15 protein-coding genes are annotated in these 17,593 nt (G+C 33.6%); 14 read left to right on the forward strand and 1 reads right to left on the reverse strand.

The window, feature by feature from the left end; genetic code table 11:
* Nucleotides 1-130 precede the first annotated feature (130 nt).
* The 7 genes from OL234_RS04840 to OL234_RS04870 all read left to right on the forward strand — a co-directional run bounded on the left by OL234_RS04840 (nucleotide 131) and on the right by OL234_RS04870 (nucleotide 8,017).
* Nucleotides 131-388 (forward strand): hypothetical protein, encoded by a 258-nt coding sequence (locus OL234_RS04840; protein WP_275470025.1) that lies wholly within the window; start codon nucleotides 131-133, stop codon nucleotides 386-388.
* Between the two features lie 197 nt (nucleotides 389-585).
* Nucleotides 586-1,899, forward strand: coding sequence for an FAD-dependent oxidoreductase (locus OL234_RS04845; RefSeq protein WP_275470026.1), 1,314 nt, complete (start codon nucleotides 586-588; stop codon nucleotides 1,897-1,899).
* A 9-nt stretch (nucleotides 1,900-1,908) separates the two neighbouring features.
* Nucleotides 1,909-3,375, forward strand: coding sequence for a helix-turn-helix domain-containing protein (locus OL234_RS04850; RefSeq protein WP_275470027.1), 1,467 nt, complete (start codon nucleotides 1,909-1,911; stop codon nucleotides 3,373-3,375).
* Between the two features lie 232 nt (nucleotides 3,376-3,607).
* Nucleotides 3,608-5,116 carry a glycerol kinase GlpK gene (glpK, locus tag OL234_RS04855; protein ID WP_275470028.1) on the forward strand — a complete coding sequence of 503 codons (1,509 nt, stop codon included), beginning with the start codon at nucleotides 3,608-3,610 and terminating at the stop codon, nucleotides 5,114-5,116.
* Between the two features lie 19 nt (nucleotides 5,117-5,135).
* Nucleotides 5,136-6,968: a type 1 glycerol-3-phosphate oxidase gene (gene glpO / locus OL234_RS04860; protein WP_275470029.1), complete on the forward strand. Its 1,833-nt coding sequence runs from the start codon at nucleotides 5,136-5,138 to the stop codon at nucleotides 6,966-6,968.
* Nucleotides 6,968-7,684 (forward strand): MIP/aquaporin family protein, encoded by a 717-nt coding sequence (locus tag OL234_RS04865; protein ID WP_275470030.1) that lies wholly within the window; start codon nucleotides 6,968-6,970, stop codon nucleotides 7,682-7,684. Before glpO ends, OL234_RS04865 begins: the two co-directional genes overlap by 1 nt.
* Before the next feature lie 150 nt (nucleotides 7,685-7,834).
* A complete protein-coding gene (locus tag OL234_RS04870; protein WP_275470031.1) occupies nucleotides 7,835-8,017 on the forward strand; it encodes a CsbD family protein in 183 nt (60 codons plus the stop codon).
* 40 nt (nucleotides 8,018-8,057) lie between these two features.
* Here OL234_RS04870 and OL234_RS04875 read toward each other — a convergent pair whose 3' ends face one another.
* Nucleotides 8,058-9,401, reverse strand: coding sequence for a right-handed parallel beta-helix repeat-containing protein (locus OL234_RS04875; protein ID WP_275470032.1), 1,344 nt, complete (start codon nucleotides 9,399-9,401; stop codon nucleotides 8,058-8,060).
* Between the two features lie 225 nt (nucleotides 9,402-9,626).
* Here OL234_RS04875 and OL234_RS04880 point away from each other — a divergent pair, with 225 nt between their 5' ends.
* The 7 genes from OL234_RS04880 (at nucleotide 9,627) to OL234_RS04910 (ending at nucleotide 17,592) form a co-directional block, all read left to right on the forward strand.
* On the forward strand, nucleotides 9,627-10,352 hold the full coding sequence (locus OL234_RS04880; protein WP_275470033.1) for a hypothetical protein: 726 nt from the start codon (nucleotides 9,627-9,629) through the stop codon (nucleotides 10,350-10,352).
* Nucleotides 10,353-10,520: 168 nt separating this feature from the next.
* Complete coding sequence (locus OL234_RS04885; protein ID WP_275470034.1) at nucleotides 10,521-10,715, forward strand: hypothetical protein; 195 nt, start codon at nucleotides 10,521-10,523, stop codon at nucleotides 10,713-10,715.
* Nucleotides 10,716-10,760: 45 nt separating this feature from the next.
* Nucleotides 10,761-13,727 carry a CapA family protein gene (locus OL234_RS04890; protein WP_275470035.1) on the forward strand — a complete coding sequence of 989 codons (2,967 nt, stop codon included), beginning with the start codon at nucleotides 10,761-10,763 and terminating at the stop codon, nucleotides 13,725-13,727.
* 99 nt (nucleotides 13,728-13,826) lie between these two features.
* Entirely contained in the window at nucleotides 13,827-14,168 is a 342-nt protein-coding gene (locus tag OL234_RS04895) for a carboxymuconolactone decarboxylase family protein (protein ID WP_275470036.1), read from the forward strand.
* Between the two features lie 173 nt (nucleotides 14,169-14,341).
* Complete coding sequence (locus OL234_RS04900) at nucleotides 14,342-14,923, forward strand: glycoside hydrolase family 73 protein (protein WP_275470037.1); 582 nt, start codon at nucleotides 14,342-14,344, stop codon at nucleotides 14,921-14,923.
* A gap of 100 nt (nucleotides 14,924-15,023) precedes the next feature.
* Nucleotides 15,024-15,416 carry a DUF4809 family protein gene (locus OL234_RS04905; protein ID WP_275470038.1) on the forward strand — a complete coding sequence of 131 codons (393 nt, stop codon included), beginning with the start codon at nucleotides 15,024-15,026 and terminating at the stop codon, nucleotides 15,414-15,416.
* A 178-nt stretch (nucleotides 15,417-15,594) separates the two neighbouring features.
* Nucleotides 15,595-17,592, forward strand: a complete 1,998-nt coding sequence (locus OL234_RS04910; protein WP_275470039.1) for a bifunctional metallophosphatase/5'-nucleotidase — start codon at nucleotides 15,595-15,597, stop codon at nucleotides 17,590-17,592.
* Nucleotide 17,593 lies beyond the last annotated feature (1 nt).

The following is a 17,593-nucleotide window of genomic DNA, read 5'->3' on the forward strand; positions in this document are numbered from 1 at the left end:
TAATTTATTAATTAGGTTATTTATGATAGAATATTGCATACTACATAGTATTAAATTTAGCTACTAAATAAATAGTAGCTGTGGAATTAGAACTAGTTACTACAGCTAATTAAAGATAGGGGTAATTAATATGTCCGAGGGTAATAATGAGGCTAAACAGCAGCGTAATTTTTTGATAACACCCAAAAAAACATTAAAGCATCCAATGTCTGAGATGGACATTATCTCATGGATTGAAAATTATGGAGAAAATAACCATAGAGAAATTGAGATTATAACTAGTCAGCATCCAATTACATTTACGATGGAAGAAATTAAATATCGAGCAGATATTGTTTTTATTAAAGAAAAAGCAACCTTAAAATGCAGTGAAATACCAAATAGATAAGGGGATAATGTCTAGTGGTGAGAAAATATTTTAATAGAGTAGTCACACCATAATCTCCTTATACTATTGGTGTAAGTCAAAAGAGATGATCGCTAAAAAGCATTCAAACAAGTTTTGAATGCTTTTTATGATTGTGTATAAGGCATTGACCTTTTACGGAACTTTTGCTATTTTTTATGAAGAAGGGAAGGGAAATTATGAATATCATTATTATTGGTGGCTCATTTGCGGGTGTCACAGCAGCAATAGCTGCAAGAAATAAATACCCAAAAGCTTCAATTATGCTAATTGAAAAAGAAACAGAAATCGGATTCATTCCGAGCGCCTTACCTTTACTTTTGAGTGGACATTTAAAAAATTTAGATGAAGCCAAATTTGTAAACGTTATCGAATTGACTGAGAAAAGAATAGATGTACAACTAGGAGCGCAAGTAGTCTCAATTTGTACTAGTAACAATTCAGTTACAGCAGTGACTGCAGTAGGTGTAACTGAGTGGTCTTATGATAAATTGATTTTAGCAACAGGTTCTTCCCAGGTAAAATCTCACATAGTAGGCATTGACAACATGGGTGTTATTAAATATAAAGATAAAAAATCTGCCCAAGAAGCATTGAAATTAGTAGATTCTGGAGAACATTTCACTATTATTGGTGGTGGCCAAGTTGGAATAGAAATGGCTAATGCTCTCAGTGTTCAGAATAAAAAAGTCAGTTTAGTAGAAAGCATGCCTAGTCTTTTATTAAAATATTTTGATGATGACATGCTCACTTCTTTGTATGGAGCAATGAGCAATCAGAGAATGACGTGTTATCTTAATGAGTCAGTTAAAGAAATTATAAAGACTGAGAAAGAAACAGTGGTTATTACCTCTAAAAGGCATATTAAATGTGACGGTGCCATTTTTGCGATAAATGTCACACCTAATATTAGTTACCTACCTAAAGATGTTACCTGTCATGAAGATGGTACTATCTGGGTTAACAATTACTTACAGACCTCTGTTAATAATATTTTTGCCATAGGTGATTGTATTCAAATTCCATATAGCTTATCGTCTGACTCCTTTTATATCCCGTTAACAAATAACGCAGTCCGTTCTGCTATTTTAGCAGTTGAGAATTTAGAAGTACGGTCAAAAGAATTTGTAGGAACTGTTAGAACAATTGGAACTCATGTCTTTGGTTATTATTTGGCTAGTTCGGGTATGACTGAGAGTGAAAGTGTTTTTTTTGAAGAAGCTATTCAAACAAAAGTAATGATTTTACCACTATCTTTGCTAGATAAAACTAAAACAGTCCAAATTAAATTAATTTATAGTCAAGAAAAACAGATAGTGTTAGGAGCACAACTTATCTCCCGAGAAAATATTTTGGAGAAAATTAATTTGTTATCTTTTGCGATCCAATCAGGGCACACGTTAAATGATTTAGTCCAAAAAGATTACTTCTTCAACCCATTATTTACACCGCTACTTGATATAACTAATCAAGTTGGTTGCTCAGAAAGCTAGGTGATTGTGATGAAGATCGAGGATTTTTTAGAAAAAAAAGAAATACAGCACCTCACGATTTTAAAAAAGATTGACGCCTTAGGAGGAACTGTTAGTCATATTGAATTGAGACAACATTTGAATCTAAATAAACCAACTTTAGACCGAGCCTTAGATGAGATAACTTTCTTTCTTAGAGAGTTTCGAGACAATTATTGCTTGACAGTTAATGAGGCATTAATTGTCATTGAAAGGCAGCCAAATTTCAGTATAGAAGCAATCTACTCTGTTTATTTAAAGCAATCGTTAAAGTACCAAATTTTAGATTATGCTTTTAAACACCGAGAATTTACGGTATTTAACATTATTCATGACTTAATGATTAGCGAATCGACCTTATTTAGAAAAACAAAAGAAATCAATTATCTGTTAAAAGAATTTAAAATACAATTAAAAAATGGGAATATTTTAGGTGAAGAATTACAAATTCGTTATTTTTATTTTTTAATGTATCAAGCAGCAACGCCCTATCATCAGCTTAGTGAAAAAGTATTAACGGAACATAATATGCGTTTAATCCAATCGCTAGAAAAAACATTGACCATGAAATTACCATCATATAGTTATACTAGGATAGGCTTATGGTTAATGATCAGTAAAAAAAGAATCAAATACACTAAAAAAGTCTATCGTAAAGTCAGAAAAAAAATGTTCTTATATGAAAGCGATTGGTTATATAAAAAAGTAAGGCAATTTGTTTTGTTATACACAAGTCGCTACTCTATTGAAGTAGTTGAAGAGGAGAGCATGCTTCATTTTATATTTGTTGCGAGCATGTCTATTTTTCATTATCAAGATTTTACCTCATATGATTTATTGAGAGGCCGACGAACACCTAATGCTATGATGGATACGATGTTGAGAGAAAGAATTTTATTGGAATATTTACCTCAAAAACCGACAATTAAAGTAGAACAACAAATCACTTATTATTTATCTCAAGCAAATTCTTTACTTTATTTTTTTGAAGGAGCTATCATTACATCAGAACAGTGGGATTTTAGGGAAAAAACTATCAATTTAAACCAAAAAATTACAATTGAATTGGTAGAAGAATTATTAGCAAAAGCCTTAGAAGCCTTTTCTAAGACACCAAATAGCTCAGATGATTTGCACTATCAACTTAAACACGATTATTTAAATATTCTAGCTATGATTGATTTTAAAATTGCCAAAGAGTTACGAATTGCGATTGAATTGGACATGATTGAAAGTCATGCGGAGATTTTGACACAATTGATAAAATTAGATTTAGCTAGTTTAATCGGAGTCAGTGTTGAAACATTTAGCACTAAAAAAAATTACGATCTTGTCATTACCAATACTTTGAAATATCATCGGCTAGAAGATGCCAAACAAATTGTAGTGATTTCTAATAGCTATTCTAAATACGATCGTCTTTTTTTAAAACAAAAAATTAATGATTTAAGACAATAAAAGATGGGAATCCCATCTTTTTTATTTTTATTAACGTTGATTATAAGTTTAAATTAATAAATAGTTTAAATTATTAATCAGTATAAATCTCTTTAAATAGGGATTCTAGTAAAAAACTGTCAAAAAAAATGACGAATAATAAAAAATTGACATTTTTAAGTTAAGGATTATGATTATGATAGGTCTATAGAAAGAAAGCGATTACAAAAATAAAAAAAGAGGGGTTTTAGATATGACAGATACTAAATATATTATGGCGATTGATCAGGGGACAACAAGTTCTCGCGCAATTATTTTTGACAAAAAAGGAAATAATGTTGGTAGTTCACAAAAAGAATTTACGCAGTATTTTCCCAACGATGGTTGGGTAGAACATAACGCTAATGAGATTTGGAATTCAGTTCAGTCTGTCATTGCCGGTTCACTTATTGAATCAGGTATTAAGCCTAGTGATATAGCTGGAATTGGTATTACTAACCAACGGGAAACAACAGTTGTCTGGGATAAAAAAACAGGTTTACCTATTCATAACGCCGTTGTATGGCAATCAAGACAATCCTCTGGTATTGCGAATCAATTGAAAGCCGATGGCTATGCCGATATGATTCATAAAAAAACGGGACTGATTATCGATGCCTATTTCTCAGCTACTAAAATTCGCTGGATTTTGGATAATGTTGAAGGGGCTCAAGAACGCGCCGAAAAAGGAGACTTATTATTTGGCACGATTGACACTTGGTTAGTATGGAAATTAACAGATGGTGCATCACATGTGACAGACTATTCAAATGCTAGTCGTACTATGATGTTTAATATTCATGATTTAGAATGGGATCAAGAAATTTTAGATTTAATGAATATTCCGAAAGTTATGTTACCAAAACCATGTTCTAATTCTGAGATATATGGTTATACTCAAAGTTTCCATTTCTATGGAAGTGAAGTCCCTATATCAGGTATGGCTGGAGATCAGCAAGCTGCTTTATTTGGTCAAATGGCATTCGAACCAGGCATGGTTAAAAATACTTATGGTACAGGCTCATTTATTGTAATGAATACAGGTGAAAAAGCTCAATTATCTCAAAATAATTTGTTGACGACAATTGGTTATGGCATTAACGGAAAAGTGTATTACGCTTTAGAAGGTAGTATCTTTGTGACAGGGTCTGCTATACAGTGGTTACGTGATGGCTTGAAGATGATTCAAAGTGCGGCTGAAACTGAAGCTATTGCTAGTGAATCAGAAAGTAATGATGAAGTATTCGTTGTCCCTGCGTTTACAGGATTAGGAGCTCCGTATTGGGATTCTGCTGCTCGTGGTGCTATATTTGGTATGACAAGAGGGACAACACGAGAAGACTTTGTAAAAGCAACACTACAAGCGATCGCTTATCAAGCACGTGATGTTTTAGATACAATGAGAACAGACACTGAGATAGATATTCCGTTATTAAAAGTAGATGGTGGTGCAGCTAACAATGATTATTTAATGCAATTTCAGGCTGATATTTTAAACACATCTGTTCAAAGAGCAAGTAATTTGGAAACAACAGCCCTAGGTGCAGCTTTCCTAGCAGGTTTAGCGGTTGGATTCTGGCGGGATTTAGATGAAATAAAAGAGTTTTACGAAGCTGGCGAAATTTTTGAACCGAAAATGAGTTCAGAAAAACGTGAAAACTTATACAGCGGTTGGAAACAAGCAGTTGCAGCAACACAGGCATTCAAGCATACATCAATTTAATTTTTAGGAGGAAAAAACCATGGCATTTTCAAAAGAAACACGTAAAAAAACGTTGAAAGCATTACAAACAACGGAGTTGGATTTATTGATTATCGGAGGCGGAATTACAGGGGCCGGGGTAGCTCTTCAAGCTTCAGCTTCAGGAATGAAAACCGGCTTAATTGAAATGCAAGACTTTGCTGAAGGGACCTCTTCACGTTCGACTAAATTAGTTCACGGGGGTATCCGTTATCTAAAAAATTTCGATGTCGAAGTAGTGGCTGATACTGTTACAGAACGAGCGGTAGTTCAAGGGATTGCGCCACATATTCCCAAACCAGCTCCTATGTTACTACCTATTTACGATGAGCCCAGTTCAACATTTAACATGTTTTCTGTGAAAATTGCGATGGATTTATATGATCATTTGGCAAATGTGACAGGCAGTACCTACGCTAACTATACATTAAGCAAAGAAGAAGTTCTTGAAAGAGAACCGAATTTACGTGCCGATGGGTTACTGGGTGGCGGCGTTTACCTTGATTTTAAAAATAATGATGCTCGTTTAGTAATCGAAAATATCAAACAAGCAGCTCATGATGGTGGGTTGATGGCAAGTCGAGTTAAAGCTGTTGCCTTTTTATATGAAGGCGATAGGATTGCAGGCGTTAAAGCTCAAGATTTATTAACAGGTGAGCTATTTGAAATTAAATCTAAACTGGTAATCAATACAAGTGGTCCTTGGGTCGATAAAATTCGTAATTTAAAAGAGCATAATGATATGCCTACACAAATTCGTCCAACTAAAGGCGTTCATTTAGTAGTGGATAACAGTAAGTTGAAAGTTCCTCAGCCAACCTATCTAGATACAGGTAAAAATGATGGCAGAATGTTTTTCGTTGTCCCAAGAGAAAATAAAACATATTTTGGAACAACAGATACGGATTATCAAGGGGATTATGAAAAACCTGTCGTTGAACAAGCAGATGTTGATTATTTATTAGAGGTAGTCAACCACCGTTACCCTAATGCTAACCTAACATTAAATGATATTGAGTCTAGTTGGGTTGGGTTACGTCCCTTAATTTCGACCAATGGTGGCTCTGATTATAATGGCGGAAACAATGGGAAAGTTTCAGATGACAGTTTTGATAAAGTGTTAGAGGTTGTCACTAGATTTAACCAACAGCAAGCAGCTCGTTCTGACGTGGAAGATGTTTTAAATAATATGGAAAGTAGTTTGTCAGAGAGTGGGAACAATCCATCAGCAGTTTCACGTGGAAGTGATTTGACACAGGAAAAAGATGGCTTGATTACCTTATCAGGTGGCAAAATAACGGATTATCGTAAAATGGCTGAAGGAGCCATGAAATTAATTCAACAGCTTTTAGAGGAAAAGTATCAGTTAACCTATACATTGATTGATTCAAAAAAATATCAAGTTTCTGGTGGGAAAATGACACCTTCTTTAGTAGAAGAAACCTTAAATGAATTAGTTTCTAAAGGCGTTCAAGCGGGATTAGAAGAAGCCGATGCCAAGTATTTAGCTGATTTATATGGAACTAATGTGATACAATTGTATCAAGTTATGGCTGACTTCAAACCATTTGAAGGGATGAGTTTAAAAGATTCTTTAAGTTTACATTATGCTATGGAGGAAGAAATGATTTTAACGCCGGCAGACTATTTAGTACGCCGAACAAATTATATGTTATTTATTAGAGATGAGTTAGATCAATTAAAACAACCTGTCTTAGATGCTATGGCGGCACGATTCAATTGGTCAGATCAACAAAAAACAACTTACTTAGAAGAATTAGAAGAAGTTATAGCGTCTTCTGATTTAATAAATTTAAAAGAGGAGCGAGCATAATGAGCGGAGATACAGCACAAATATTCAGTGAATTTTTAGGCACTTTGATTTTAGTATTACTTGGTGATGGGGTCTGTGCAGCAGTAAACTTGAAGAAAAGTAAAGCTGAGGCTTCAGGTTGGATAGTCATTGCAATGGGTTGGGCGACAGCTGTAACAATTGCGGTTTATGCTTCTAGTTTTATGGGACCAGCGCATTTAAACCCAGCTGTGACAATCGGGATGGCGATTGCCGGTAATATAGGTTGGAATTTAGTAGTACCATTTATCATTGCACAAGTTTTAGGTGGTATTGTAGGAGCCGCTTTGGTTTGGTTATCTTATTTACCACATTGGCAAGAAACAGAAAATCAGGCAGCTATTTTAGGAACTTTTGCAACTGGACCAGCTATTCGTAATTATACAGCTAACTTTATTACTGAAGTTATCGGCACAATTGTTTTAGTTTTTGGTTTACTAGCTTTCACGCAACATGAGTTTGCCGCAGGTGTTAATCCGATGGTTGTCGGAGTATTAATTTTAGCAATCGGGCTATCATTAGGTGGATCGACAGGTTATGCCATCAATCCAGCTCGTGACCTTGGGCCACGTATCGCACATCAAATTTTACCCATTGCCAATAAAGGAACATCTGATTGGGCTTATTCATGGGTACCAGTCATTGGGCCAGTAGTTGGGGCAGCTCTAGCTGCAGGGTTATACTTAGCAATTATTTAATATAAAGAAGGAAAGCTGTTATTTTCAGCTTTCTTTTTTATTGTTTCGTTTAAAAAACAAAAAATTATTATTAAAATAATACGTATCTTTTGATTTTAATCAATAAATGCATCATAATAGAACTATCAACTAGAAGGAGGCAGATTGTATATGAATAAAGATGAATTAAAAGGTAAAGTAAACGAAACATTAGGAAAAGCTACAGGTGATGAGAGTACAGAATTAAAAGGTAAAGTTCAAGAAGCAGTCGGCGAGGCTAAGCATAAGGTTGAAGAAAAAGTAGATGAAGTATCAAGTAAAGCTAATGATATGTTAGATAAATTTAAAAAATAAAAAGCAAAAAGCAAAACCATTTATAATGGTTTTGCTTTTTTTAAATAACATCTATTGAAAAATCAAATGGCAGTTTTTTAGAGTCAGTGTAATCATGAAGTTTTTCAAATTGGTTGCCATATAATAGACGATCAATTTGAATTTTATTATTTTCGTTATAAATTTTCACCGGGTGATTAAAGTGAGTATCTGAGTTAACCGAATAAATGGCTGAAGGTTCTAGATGTTCTTCATTTTTAAACACATTATAAACACTAGAATTGTGTAAAATAAAACTATAAGGGGTTGTATCAGAGATAATTTTACACGAATGACAAGCTATTTTGGAATTATCAGAAATAATATTAGCATCAGTATGAACCTTACATAGTTTAGCGACAGTATTATCTAAAATTAGGGAATGGGCGTCACAGACAGCAGAAATATTATTTAACGTAATATCGGCATTTTTAGCAGTTAATAATTCTGCATTAATCGATAAAAATTCGTAATTATCAATTGAGAGTTGCCCACCTTGAACATCTATAAATGGCTTAGTAGAGCTATTATAAAAATTTTCATCAAGTTGTTTTTTTACTGTACCATTTACCAAAGAAGCCACTGCATTTTTTCCGATAAATAGAAAATGTTCATGAATGGTGGCACTAGCAAGTTGCTTGCTAGTAAGGGTTGTATTTTTACCAAGATAAAAACCGTTATAGCAATTTTCTAAAGTAGTTAATTCAAGGTCAACTTGACTATTATTCTCAGCTTTTAAAGCAAATAAAGAAGAAATTGACTGTTTGAAATTATTAGAGTTTCCGACAAATTTAGAACGACTAAGATAAACAGATCTTATATCTGAATCCATAACGTTAATTTCAGAATCATAACCGTTGATAGAATAACGTTCAGTATTAAGTAAATTAGATTTTATGACAGAAAGGTTACTTTGATCGACCAAGATACCATCATTTATTTGACTATTAAATGTTGTCTGCTTAATTTGACACGTGCTTTTATGTAAGCTAATGACAGGTGCGAATTGTCCTGTATGATGGTTCATCATAGCAGCCCCTTCAAGCTGACAATTGTTGATTTTAAGCTGGCTATTATTATAACAATCCAGTAAGGGGACTGTGCCAGTTTGAACAATTTTTAAATTCTCTATAACAAGTTCAGAAAAGTCATCTAATCGAATGCTGGCCCCTTCTACCAATTGAATAACGGTGTTGTCTTGTCCTCTAATTGTAATTTTTTTGGTATTTATATTAAATTCTGAACATGAAAATGTTCCGGATGGCAGTACAATGATCCCTTGATTATCAATGGCATTTAGCGCAGTATCTAGTGTTTTATATTTATTATAGAAGCGATTTCCAACGATAATTTTTTTCTTTCGCATGTCAATTCTCCTTTAATGGTTCTTATTTTTCTTTTATTTATCGATTAACTGTAGTATATCTATTTTTATAATGAACTTTTTTATTATTTTAACGATAATTTTAAAAAATGGAAAATAGAGAAATTATTATAAATTATCTATAGAACAAACTTACCTTGCTTAATTAATAGAAGTTATATAATATTAATGATATAACCAGATCAGAGTAAATAAAGGAGTGACCGTATGAAGAAATGGATAAGTTTACTATTAGTTAGCCTGTTTGTTATGACAGGTTGTGGCGATAAAACGAAAGAAGAAAAACAATTAATTGAGAAAAGTAATAAGCCAGCTATTGAAGAAAAGAAGGAAATAGATTTAGAATCACTGAGTGATGAAAAAAAAGAAGATGGAAAAGTGAGAAAAGATAACGCAATGTATTACTTGTTAGCTAGTAACATCAATTTTGATTTAGAGAGTGTCAATGTTTATTACGATCAAAAAACTAGCACGAAGACGGTTCATTATTTGAATTTTGTCCATCCAAGTGGGGAATCTGTTGAAGGTCATGCGGAAGTGTATCAAAAAGGCTCAGAAGTCATGGTTGATGTCTTCGGTCCTTTCGAAGAATCGATTGTCTTAAATGCTAAAAATAAAAAAATAATATCTAGAACAAATGAACCACCGTTACCCAAAGAAAAAACATCTAAAAAAAATAATGATTATGATACTGAAACAGATCCAACAAGTATTATCGAGCAATATACAGCAGATACGCCAGCAACTGGTATACCAAATTCAAATATTGAACAAGAAAATAACCTGAATACCTCTACGGAAGAATCAACGTCATTAATGCCACCTGTTGAGTCGCAGGTTGAGAATAGTTACTCACCTCAACCTAACCCTAATATGGATGGCAATCTACCAATGGAAGATAATTCTCAATTTAATAATCAGTTAACAGAATAAAAAAAGACCACCTATAAGTGGTCTTTTTTTATTTTCCAAATTCTTAAATAAACAGATAAAAAATAAAATTTTTAGTTATTATCTATCGTATACTCATATTATAAAAAGTAATGGTTACAAGTAAGTAACAGTTAACTATATAATGTTGGTAAAGGAGATAGTAGTGAAATGGATATTTTAGAATTAAATAATTTTGTTGAAGGTACCTGGCATAATGGACGTCCCAAAGAAAAGGTATTAGTTGATCATTTTGCAATTGACTATGATAAAATTCGTACAGACAAGAAGACTTTATTCTTTGCAATGGATAAAGAGACCTGGTTGAGAGGGACTAAAAACACAGGTGTTTATGCTAAATGGTAGGATACTCATGAAACTTTAAAAAAATATGAAAATGATTTAGCTGCAGTGGTTGTTCAACATAAGATCCCTGATCTAAAAACTAATTTACCACAATTAATAGTTGAAGATCCATACAAATTGATGCACGACCTTTTCGTAAATAATGCAAGTAAATCAAAAGCTAAACGTGTAGCTATTAGCGGAACAGTGGGGAAATCAACGACAACTAAATTAATTGCTGATGCTTTGGAACAAAATAATAGTGTGACTCGAACGGCAGGTAATCATAATTCTAGAACAGGAGTGAAACTCACTGTTTTAAATGAAGTTGAAGAAGCTAAGTTTAGTGTAGTAGAAGTTGCTATGAATGCGCTGAACTATGGACCAGTTGATGCAGGGGTTATGGAGGATGTAGCTGTTGATTTAGGGGTTATTACAGAAATTAGTTTCGGTCAAGGTGGATTAGATGCCAATCGAACAATTGATTTGAAGACACGCATCGCCTATGCACTTAAAAACGAAGGAAATATGTTACTTTGTCGGGATATTACTGATTTTGATTACTTATTGAAAACTACTCAAACATACACGTCAAACATTTATACTTATGGATTCCATGAAGAAGCTGATTTTCAGATTAAAGAAGTTTACATGAACGAATTAGAGTCACGTTATAAAATTGAAGATAAAATTAACCAGGTAAACTATTTAATTGATGTTGCCTTATTGGATAGAGGGAATTTATCTAATTTGACAGCGAGTATCGCGGCATTAAGTTTATTAGAAGAAACTATCACTCCAGAATTAATCGATTTTTTAGCTCAAGATGTGGAGGCCTCTCAAACCTTTCAACTATCTAAAACGGAAGCTGGGAAACATCAGGTCTCAATTATTGATGATACAAAGAACGCTCAGTATCTGTCGATGAAAAACTTTTTAAATTTTGCTGCTGCACATAAATGTAATAAAGGGACGAAAAAAATAGTTGCTTTAGGTAGAATTATCGGACTAAGAGGACTTTCAGAAGAGGGACATAAAAAATTATTACCTGAAATTATCAATGATAATTTTACGAAAGTATATACTTACGGCCCTGAAATTGATGTTTTAGGTACAGAGATTCCAAAAAAACTATTTGGTGGGCATTTTAATACTTTTAAAGATATGACTGAAGCGATTGCTAAAGAAATTGATTCTGCAACAATTATTTATGTCAAAGGGTCTCGTCGGGATAGCGATATCCACTTAATGACGCCTTTTCTTATAAAGAATTTAGATTATTATAAATCAGGGTTAGGTGAATTTACTTATACGTCTACAACAGAAGTCACAGAAAATAAACACTTTTCAACTTATGGCATGGCAAATCTAGTCTTGTATTATGATGTGTTAAGAAAAATTGCTAGTAAAAAACTTAAGATTGATACGATGATTGACGTAACAAAAGATTTTTCTAAGCAAACAAGCGCCGATAAAGTTGGACTGACCAAAGGGCAACAACTGTCATTATATGACTTGTTACGATTGGCTACAGCTAAAAATGCGCCAGATGCGATCATTACACTAGCCGAGCATGTCTATGGTTCTAATAAGAAAGCCAGTGCGACCTTAAGTAAAGTGGCTTCAGAGTTAGGTTTAAATGACTTAGCAGTTAAAAATATCTCAGGGCGTCGCTGTAAATTTGCTCAACGAGTGTATTTAACTGACTTGGCTATTATGGGGGAAGCTTTTGGAACAATCCCGTATCATTATTTATCTTTAATAAATACAAGTAGTGTTTATTACAAAGGGGCAGTCAGGGATGGAAATAATCAGGTTTCTAAGTTTGGTAAAACATTAGCCGTCATGTATTGGGGGCAAGATAATACAAATGGATTAGTGTTAACTAATAAAAATAACAAAATTTCTTATGTTGGTTTTATTAATAATGACCGTGCTCACTATGCGGATGCTTTTGTTGATGATTATATCACGACCTATTCTTTTAAAAAGAAACCCCATACTAAGGATAAATCAGTCAAATTAAATCAACCTATTATTAATATTTTGGGAGATACTTATTTCGGAGAGTATTACACTCGAGCGAGAAGTCGTCGCGGTATTCCAGATGGCTTAACGGAACATGGTTATAGCTATTCTTTTGAAAAAGTAGCTCGTGAAATGCCACAGGAAGAGTTTAATATTATTAATTTTGAAGCAGTATTTGCTGATCCTACTAAAGGTAATTTAAAAGGAATCAAAGAGTTTATTTTGGATGCAGATGCTGATCCAACTTTGGCAGAATTAAAAAACCGTCACGTTGATATGGTATCTTTAGCAACTAATCACGCCATGGATTTTGGAGCTGATGCCTTAGATGAAACCTTAGATTTATTCAATAAAGAAAAGATTTTAACCGTTGGGGCAGGCAAAACTAATGAAGAGGCAACAGATTATGTTGAATTAACTCATAAAAAACAAAAGATTGCCATTTTTAATGGTTATTGGTACAGAAGACCAGCCTATGCTATGTATGATTTTTATGCTAAAAGTACTAAATCGGGAGTAGCTTGTTTAACAGGTCGTCTGGTTGATAAAATTAAAGCTTATCGCCAAAAGAATCCCCATGCCAAAATTGTAACAATCGCTCATTGGGGTGTCGATTTCAAACAAATTGACACTAATCAGCGTACGGCTGCGGAGACCCTTGTAAATGCGGGTGTTGATTTGATTGTCGGACATGGTCCACACACAATTCAACCGATGGAAATGATAAACCAAACACCAGTTCTTTATAGTATCGGAAATGGTATTTTTAATAGCAATGGCGAATATGCTAAGCATAAAGCTCTTCCATTTGGTTACTTAGTCAAATGGCACTTGGAAGATGAGGCACTATACATTTTGCCAATTCAAACAAATAATAAAAAAACATTTTGGCAACCAGATTTTGTAACCGAAGCAGAATTTAAAGATATCGTGGCAGTCAATCCTAAGATAAAATTTGAAGAAATGCTGTATCATAATAAACACGCTTTAAAAATTAAATTGTAAACATATAAAAGCTATCTCTACGGGATAGCTTTTTATTTGGTTAAAAGTAGCACGTAAGGTAAGATAAAGGCGTAAGAATAAAACTAAGGAGGGACAGATATGACAGATTATAACGATCAGTATCAAGAGTTAAGCGATAACTATAAGTTGCTAACCGAATCATCATCAGAAGTTATGACTAAGTTTTATGAATTGAAAAAGCAGACAATTAAAGAGGGTGCTTTAGATATAAAAAGTAAAGAGCTAATCGCATTAGGGATAGCAATCGCACTTAGGTGTGAAGGATGTATCTTATCTCACGTTAAAGCTTGTATTAATTTGGGAGCGACACTAGAGGAAATATCAGAAACTATCGAAGTAGCTATTTTAATGGGCGGTGGACCGTCGACCGTTTATGGTGGAAAAGCATTGGCTCTAGCTGTTTCATTGTTTAAAAAATAAAGTTAAAGGTGGCTACTAAATTAGTAGCCACCTTTAACTTTATTAAATAAGCTTTAAGAATTCTTGAATGACTAAGTGAAAAATAGAGAACTATTGCTTTCAATCTAAATTTTAAGGATAATAAAATTAAACAAAGCAAAGATGGAAGTGATGAAATGTCTCAGCATAATTTTTTGAATAAATTAATAAAAGTTTTTTTACTTGTAAGTATGATCGGGAGTCTTGGTTTCTTAATGATTAGCGGAATTACTACGGCTATATCTCATTTAACAACATTCCAAATTGCTAAAACAGAACCGTATAAAACAGAGTTTATTGATGAAATATCCGTTCCTGCTAAAAAATATGGTATGGAATTTCAAATGTTTCCTAGTATAATTATTGCGCAAGCTATTTTGGAGTCGGATTGGGGGAGAAGTCAGCTATCAAGAGAATCGAATAATTTATTTGGAATTAAAGCATCAGAGGATGATCAACATGTTGTCCTACCTACCCAGGAATTTCAAGATGGTAAGATGCAAACGGAAGAAGCCGCATTTAAAATTTATGATTCTTTGGATGACTCAATCTTAGATCACAGTTATTTCTTAACAGGACAAACCTATCAGGCCGCTATCGCAGCTAAAGATTATCAAGCTGCTGCCAAAGCTATTCAAAATGGGGGCTATGCAACAGATCCTGATTACAGTGATAAGTTAATTTCGATTATCAAAGAATACAAACTAGATGTTTATGATACGACTCATTCACCTTAATAAAAATAGTTGGTATAACATAATAAATCCTTGTTTTTCTTTGCACAATCAACTTCTTTTGTTAAAATAAAGAATGGATTGAAAAAAGGAGATTTTAGATATGGAAGAAGTAGTATTAAGTAGCACAGTAGACTTAACAAATGGTGGATGTAATGCTTGTGGCACGGTCAAGAGTACTAGTTACCAACTTGAAATAGGTGAGAGTACTATGACATTGGACGGGTTGACAGTTTCCTCCGTTGTAATGAGTTTAGCTTTATATAGTGGGTTTAAACAAGAATTTAAAGTTAATATGATGGATGAATTTACAGAGTTTAGAAAAAAGGAAAAATTAATTGTTTTAACCGAAGAATACGATAAGTTAATTTATAAATCCCAAGACTTGACTATTCAAACACCTGATCATATTCAAGATTACAAACTCTTATTCGAAACAGCGAATAAAATTTTGATAGAACTATTCCAAATCGAAAAGTTAAAATTTATTTATTAAAAAGTAGCTATTACGCTACTTTTTTTATTTGTTAACAATATCTTTAATCCGAACATTAAAGAGTTAAAACGTTTCAATAAAAAATGTTTGCGCTTTCTTTCTAAAGGTATTGAATACTTTTACTCCGAATGTTAATATTATGTTGTTGTAAATAATGACTAAAAGGGGATTTGTTTGAATGGGAAAATGGCAAAGTGTCTCAAAAAAAGTATTATTGGTAACATTGTGTAGCACAGCATTGGGAATGGTTGGCAGTAAGATGGAAGCAACGGAAACTAATAACACCATTCCGATTCAAATGTTAGGTGTCAATGATTTTCATGGAGGAATTGATTCTGTGGGGACTGCTTTTATAGAAGGTGAACCCAAAGAAGGGGTTGGGCGGTTAGGAAATTTAGCTGTTCATTTGAATGAAGCTGAATCAGAATTTAAAGAAAAATATCCAGATGGGGTTTCTGTTCGGTTACAAGGTGGGGATTTAGTAGGAGGTAGTCCAGCGAATTCAGCTTTATTACAAGACGAACCTACAATTAAAGCTTTTGAACTTATGAATTTTTCTATTGGAACCCTAGGTAATCATGAATTTGATGAAGGTCTAAAAGAATTTAAACGTATTTTAAATGGTGAAGCGCCTAAACGAGAAGACTTTGGGGAAAATATGGACGATGATTTATGGAATGTTCTTGAAGCCTACCCAAGAGTTCCGTCTACCCAAGAAATTGTTGTCGCTAACATTGAGAATAAAACAGATGGAGACCATGGAAAAAAAGGTGACATTCCTTACGGTTTTAATCCGTATACAATCAAAACCTACGGAGAAGGAGAACAAGAAGTTAAAGTAGCTTATCTAGGTATTATAACTTCGGAATTTCCTAATTTAGTATTGGCTGAACATACAAAAGATTTTGAAGTGTTGGATGAAGCAGAAACTATCGCAAAATACTCTAAAGAATTACGTGAAGATGGAGTAAATGCTATTGTAGTAGTGTCTCATATTGCAGCAACTAGCAACAAGGGTGAGGTAGAAGGTGAAGTAGTTGATGTTATGAAAGAAGTTGACAAGTTAGATCCAGAAAATAGTATTGATGTTATTTTCGCTGGACATAACCATCAGTTTACCAATGGTCTTGTAAAAGCGAAGAATAACGATGTTCGAGTTGTACAAAGTACTTCTCAAGGGAAAGCCTATATTGATTTAAAGGGCGAACTAGACCCTTCAACCCAAGATTTTATTACAACTCCAAGCGCTGAAGTGAAAACGAATACAGAAGTTGGAGAGGGCAAGCGCGATCCTGAGGTTCAAGCCGTTATAGATGAGGCCAATGAGTTAATCAAACCTATTACAGAAGCAAAAGTGGTCGAAGCTGACTTAGCTACAACGACTAAAAATGAAGAGGGAGATGCGATTATTTCGAAAGATTACAACTCACATAACGAATCAGTGCTAGGTAACTTAATCACCGATGCTCAATTAGAAATGGCTAATAAAGGTGAACTTAAAGATGCAGATGGGAAACCAGTTCAAGCTGATTTTGCGTTAACTAACGATGGTGGGATTAGAGCAGATTTGATTGTACAAAAAAATGGAGATGTCTCATGGGGAGCAATCCAAGCTGTGCAACCATTTGGGAATATCTTACAAGTTGTAGAAATAACAGGAAAAGATCTGAAATCAGCACTAAATGAACAGCACAAAAATGGAAAATTACATTATTTCTTAGAAATTGCAGGGTTAAAAATGACCTATCAAGGGGTCGGGGATGAATTCGAGATAACCTCTTTAACTGATATGGATGGAAATGATATTAAGGATGATCAAAAATATAATATCATCATTAATGATTTTTTATTTGGTGGTGGTGATGGATTTAAGAGTTTTACCAAAGGTAAACTTGTTACAGCAATGGATACAGATACCGCTACGTTTGTTAATTATTTTAAAGAACTAGCCGCAGAGAATAAACAAATTGAAGCACCGGAGTTGGGACGTAAAACTGAAAAGAAAGTAAGTAAAGATGATACACCTAAAGTAAATAAAACTGAGGAATCAGATAGTACTAATCCTCAAGAAAAAAACAAAAAAGAGTCTAATAAGACTACTAAAATGTTAGGATTGGTTGCAGGTACTATTGCAGCACTTGCAATTATTATTGCAGCGATAAAACGTAAAAAATAAT

This window comes from Vagococcus intermedius (assembly GCF_029144185.1).
Taxonomy (GTDB): domain Bacteria; phylum Bacillota; class Bacilli; order Lactobacillales; family Vagococcaceae; genus Vagococcus_D; species Vagococcus_D intermedius.

Bases quoted from the DNA above. Each gene is read 5' to 3' on its own strand.
- OL234_RS04865 (WP_275470030.1), top strand. From the start codon at position 6,968: ATGAGCGGAGATACAGCACAAATATTCAGTGAATTTTTAGGCACTTTG.
- OL234_RS04840 (WP_275470025.1), top strand. From the start codon at position 131: ATGTCCGAGGGTAATAATGAGGCTAAACAGCAGCGTAATTTTTTGATA.
- OL234_RS04875 (WP_275470032.1), bottom strand. From the start codon at position 9,401: ATGCGAAAGAAAAAAATTATCGTTGGAAATCGCTTCTATAATAAATAT.
- OL234_RS04910 (WP_275470039.1), top strand. From the start codon at position 15,595: ATGGGAAAATGGCAAAGTGTCTCAAAAAAAGTATTATTGGTAACATTG.
- OL234_RS04845 (WP_275470026.1), top strand. From the start codon at position 586: ATGAATATCATTATTATTGGTGGCTCATTTGCGGGTGTCACAGCAGCA.
- OL234_RS04885 (WP_275470034.1), top strand. From the start codon at position 10,521: ATGGATATTTTAGAATTAAATAATTTTGTTGAAGGTACCTGGCATAAT.
- glpO (WP_275470029.1), top strand. From the start codon at position 5,136: ATGGCATTTTCAAAAGAAACACGTAAAAAAACGTTGAAAGCATTACAA.
- OL234_RS04850 (WP_275470027.1), top strand. From the start codon at position 1,909: ATGAAGATCGAGGATTTTTTAGAAAAAAAAGAAATACAGCACCTCACG.
- OL234_RS04905 (WP_275470038.1), top strand. From the start codon at position 15,024: ATGGAAGAAGTAGTATTAAGTAGCACAGTAGACTTAACAAATGGTGGA.
- OL234_RS04895 (WP_275470036.1), top strand. From the start codon at position 13,827: ATGACAGATTATAACGATCAGTATCAAGAGTTAAGCGATAACTATAAG.
- OL234_RS04870 (WP_275470031.1), top strand. From the start codon at position 7,835: ATGAATAAAGATGAATTAAAAGGTAAAGTAAACGAAACATTAGGAAAA.
- glpK (WP_275470028.1), top strand. From the start codon at position 3,608: ATGACAGATACTAAATATATTATGGCGATTGATCAGGGGACAACAAGT.
- OL234_RS04880 (WP_275470033.1), top strand. From the start codon at position 9,627: ATGAAGAAATGGATAAGTTTACTATTAGTTAGCCTGTTTGTTATGACA.